This window comes from Kurthia sibirica, from assembly GCF_003143975.1.
Classification (GTDB): domain Bacteria; phylum Bacillota; class Bacilli; order Bacillales_A; family Planococcaceae; genus Kurthia; species Kurthia sibirica.
The window spans coordinates 1-4,043 of record NZ_QFVR01000048.1; the positions used below are offsets into that span (position 1 = coordinate 1).

The window sequence follows — 4,043 nt, forward strand, 5'->3', positions numbered from 1 at the left end:
TTGTGAATGGTTATGTACGTAAATTAGAAGTGACCTATAATCAAGAGCGTTTTATCACGAATATTATGTATAAACGTGCAAAAGATTATTATGATAAACGGAATTTAAAAGAAGGGGATCATAACCCAAATTATGATACGTATCATCCTCATTTTCATGTAATTTTAGCCGTTAATAAAAGTTATTTTACGAGTCGTGATTATTTGAAACAGGATAAATGGTTGGAATTGTGGCGTGAATGTATGGATGATATGAGTATTACGCAAGTTGATATAAGAAAGGTTCGTTCTTCTGAAAAATCGGAGAATGGAGCTGTATTGGAAGTTGCGAAATATTCAGCGAAAAGTAATGAATTATATGCATCACAGTCTATTTTTGAAATTTTTTATCGTGCGTTAAAAGGGCGACAATTATTGACATTTAATGGATTATTTAAAGATTATGTGAAGAAATATAAGTTGGGAGATTTGGATCAGTACAAAAAAGAAGATGAAAATGAGTATACGCATTTACTGACATCAGTTTGGAAAACATCAAAATACAACAATATGCTTAGACAATTATCAGTGGAAGAATTTGAACAATATAATAAACAAGCGAAAATTATTGAAATAAAAGATGATATTAATTAATATCATCTTTTTTTATTATTGAAATGTATATTTCGATAATAACTTTTGAGGATAATTTTATGAATAATAAAGTTAAACAGTATTGTATGGATAAAAAAATAATTTAAACTGAATTAGCTAATTAGATTGGTAATGGAATAGGATCTAAAGAATTTTTCGTAGGTTCTGATGAGTTATCAGGACTTGTTCTTTGTATTTGACAAGGATATTTTATACAGCCACTTACTTGTCCATTTTGACTCACATTGATTGGTCTAGATAGTACGTCATTTTTACTAAAATTTTTAATTTTCTTTTCAATATTTTTAAGTCCCATATTTACCCATTCAGAAGGTGCTTTTCCTGATTTGTAGCTTATAGCCCCATCTAAAATCCATGCTACAACTATGCCACCAAAAAATATGGCTACCTGACCTACTCTTTGTTGTGCTGGATTTTCCTTGTTATCTAAATTATTTGTTTGGTTATTTTCTGAATTTACTAAAGTATTTTGTGTAGAGGCAAAAGCGCTGGGTTGGTTAAATAAAAATCCAATAATTAAAGTAAAGCTACAAACTATAATTGCTAATTTCAAAAAATATTTTTTCACGTTCATTTCCTCCTTTTAGAAAAAAAAATCATAAATAACAGTTATTACGAAATAAGCTAACATCCCGAGTAAAAAAATAATAATATTTTTTATCATAGTTTCTTCTTAAACCTCCTCGCTTCCAATAATACCATTTATAATCAATTATGTATTTATTTAACTGTAAAATATTAGGTTTTATGTCTTTTTTATCTGTACATTCTTTTAGCTACTTGCATGGTGAGGAGAAAATATGTGGCATTAGTCAACGGTAAATGGTTGACTGGAGCGTTAGCGGAGGGAATTTAAGGAGTTGACTAATTTAATCAATCTAAAACCCTTTTGGCACTGAACAAACCATGTTTGTTCCTGCCTACCGGCGAGGGAGTCCCCTCAAAAATTGAGGGGGTTGGGGGAGTTTTTTGAATGGGGTTAAGGGGGAAATTTCCCCTTACAGTTTGACAGCGTCAAGGTCTAATTTTTTTGCGAAAACATTGTGCGGATCAGCACGTTTACGCTTGCCGATTTGTTCGGCAAAAAGCCTCGCAGAGCACACACTTTACGAATGTAAAGTATATTGTGATATACTTTAATATACTTTACATGGAAGTTTTCCGCAGAAAAAAAGAGGTGATTTGCTTTGAGTTATGCTGTCGTACATATGCAAAAAATTAAATCTCCAGCGTTGAAAGGCATACAAATTCATCATCAACGTGAGAAAGAAAGTCGAACGAATCCAGATATTCAAGAAGAACGTTCACATGAAAATTATGATCTGGTTCATTCTGAAGATATTGCGTTTCATCAGCGTGTGAAAGAAATCATTGAATCTCAAAAAATAGGGACACGAAAAACAAGAAAAGATGCTGTATTGGTAAACGAATTATTGATTACATCAGACGAACATTTTTTTAAACAATTAAGCGTATCGGAACGTGAACGTTTCTTTTTAGAAAGTTATCGTATTTTTTCAGAAAGATATGGTACGCAAAATGTGGCATATGCACGTGTTCATTTGGACGAAAAAACACCTCATATGCATTTAGGGATTGTGCCAATGCGTGAAGGTCGTTTGCAAAGTAAAAATATTTTTAATCGCCAAGAATTGCAGTGGATTCAAGATAGCTTTCCGAAAACAATGCAAGCGCTTGGTTTTGATTTAGAACGTGGTGAAAAAGGTTCGGATCGGGAGCATATTGAAATGGCTCGGTTTAAAAAAATGGCTGTTGAAAATGAAACGAAGAGTCTTGCTGCAGAAATTGAAAATCGAAAAAATGAATTGTCAGCATTGAATCGGAAAATTCCAGATGATGTTGAAGTAAAAGCGAAAAGACAGTCGAAAATGGTAGAAGTGCCAATAGGAGAAAGGCATTTTTGGGGGCAAGAAAAAACAAAGAAAGAAAAACAATATACTGGGAATGTAATTGTTTTAGAAAAAGATTATCAAAAATTGATTGATGCAGCGAAAGGGAATAAGCGTTTAAAAACATCAATTGAAAATTATTTGAAAACAGATCTGGTACAAGTGAATCGGAATTTCGATGAAGAAAATAAATCACTTCAAAAAGAAAATGAAACTTTAAAAGCTGATTTAAAATTAGCAAAAGCGACAAATGAAACATTAGAACGTAAAAATCGACGTTTAGAAGAAACCGTAAATGAGTTGAAAACTGAAATTAAATTGTTATATCAAAACATAAAAGACCTTCTAATACCCCTTAAAAACGATTCTAAGGTACTTCTAAGGGTTTTTACGGACAAGTTGATAGGTAAACAAACTAAAAGCGAATTCGCTCGCATACACGAAGATAACGAGCAAAAACAGAAAGGGAACTTTTCGTTAGAAGGTTTAAAAGAGTTGGATCAGCAAGTTAAGAAAGAGCAGCGGAAACAAAAGAATAAATCTTATGACATGGAAAGATAAAAAAAGAGCCTAAATTAGGCTCTTTTTATTTTTTATTTTTATTTTTTTTTTTTTAGGTTTTTTGGTTTTTTATTGAGCGGAGCGAAATTGCATTTTGAGCGGAGCGAAAAATGGAGTTCTTCCTTTACTTGATACATACCTAACTATTTCGGCACGAAATTGGGAGTTAGATATGTGCTTTATCCCTTGTGTCTCTAAGGCTAAAAAAAAAGCGACTTGCATTTCCTTGTATAGTGTTTTATGATTTAAGTGCTTAGATTAAATCAAAACATTATGAGGGGAGCAAATCGCTTTTTGTGTGTTTTTTTAACTTAATATAGAGCGATTGTATAACGTCTATGACCAAAAATCAAGAAGTAAAAATTTCCAAAAAAGAATTAAAGTCAACGGAGTTAGGGAAGTACATAATGGAGAAATATACACCTAAAAAGGACTTGGTTCGAAAATTATCAGAATATGCGAAAGGTGTTTTCACTCATAAAACATTAGATCGGGTGAAATCGTGTGGTGATTTTATGCAACATTTAACGAATTTAGAGATGAGTGCGAAACGTGTTCATCGTTCCAATAGTTGTGGGAATCGATTTTGTCCATTATGTACGTGGAATAAAGCAAAAAAAGATGCCATTATGTTGTCTGTGTTAATGCAGGCGATTAGAGAACAAGAAGAACAAGAATTTATTTTTTTAACATTGACTGCGCCTAATGTACAAGGTAATGATTTGAAGAAAGAAATTGATCGATTTAATCATGCTTTTAAAAAGTTGTTTGATAGACGAAATGTAAAAAAAATTGTGAATGGTTATGTACGTAAATTAGAAGTGACCTATAATCAAGAGCGTTTTATCACGAATATTATGTATAAACGTGCAAAAGATTATTATGATAAACGGAATTTAAAAGAAGGGGATCATAACCC

4 protein-coding genes are annotated in these 4,043 nt (G+C 31.9%); 3 read left to right on the plus strand and 1 reads right to left on the minus strand.

Annotated elements, in window-relative coordinates; all coding sequences use genetic code 11:
• Positions 1 to 632 (plus strand): protein rep (locus tag DEX24_RS16655; protein ID WP_170112989.1); only part of this gene is annotated, 632 nt, incomplete at its 5' end.
• Between the two features lie 121 nt (positions 633 to 753).
• Here DEX24_RS16655 and DEX24_RS16660 read toward each other — a convergent pair.
• The gene (locus tag DEX24_RS16660; protein WP_109307497.1) at positions 754 to 1,221 is read right to left on the minus strand and encodes a hypothetical protein; all 468 of its coding nucleotides are present in this window, start codon (positions 1,219 to 1,221) and stop codon (positions 754 to 756) included.
• A gap of 619 nt (positions 1,222 to 1,840) precedes the next feature.
• Between DEX24_RS16660 and mobV the strand changes: the two genes are divergently transcribed.
• Complete coding sequence (mobV, locus tag DEX24_RS16665; protein WP_109307498.1) at positions 1,841 to 3,124, plus strand: MobV family relaxase; 1,284 nt, start codon at positions 1,841 to 1,843, stop codon at positions 3,122 to 3,124.
• Between the two features lie 407 nt (positions 3,125 to 3,531).
• A partial coding sequence (locus DEX24_RS16670) for a protein rep (RefSeq protein ID WP_249033897.1) occupies positions 3,532 to 4,043 on the plus strand: 512 nt, incomplete at its 3' end.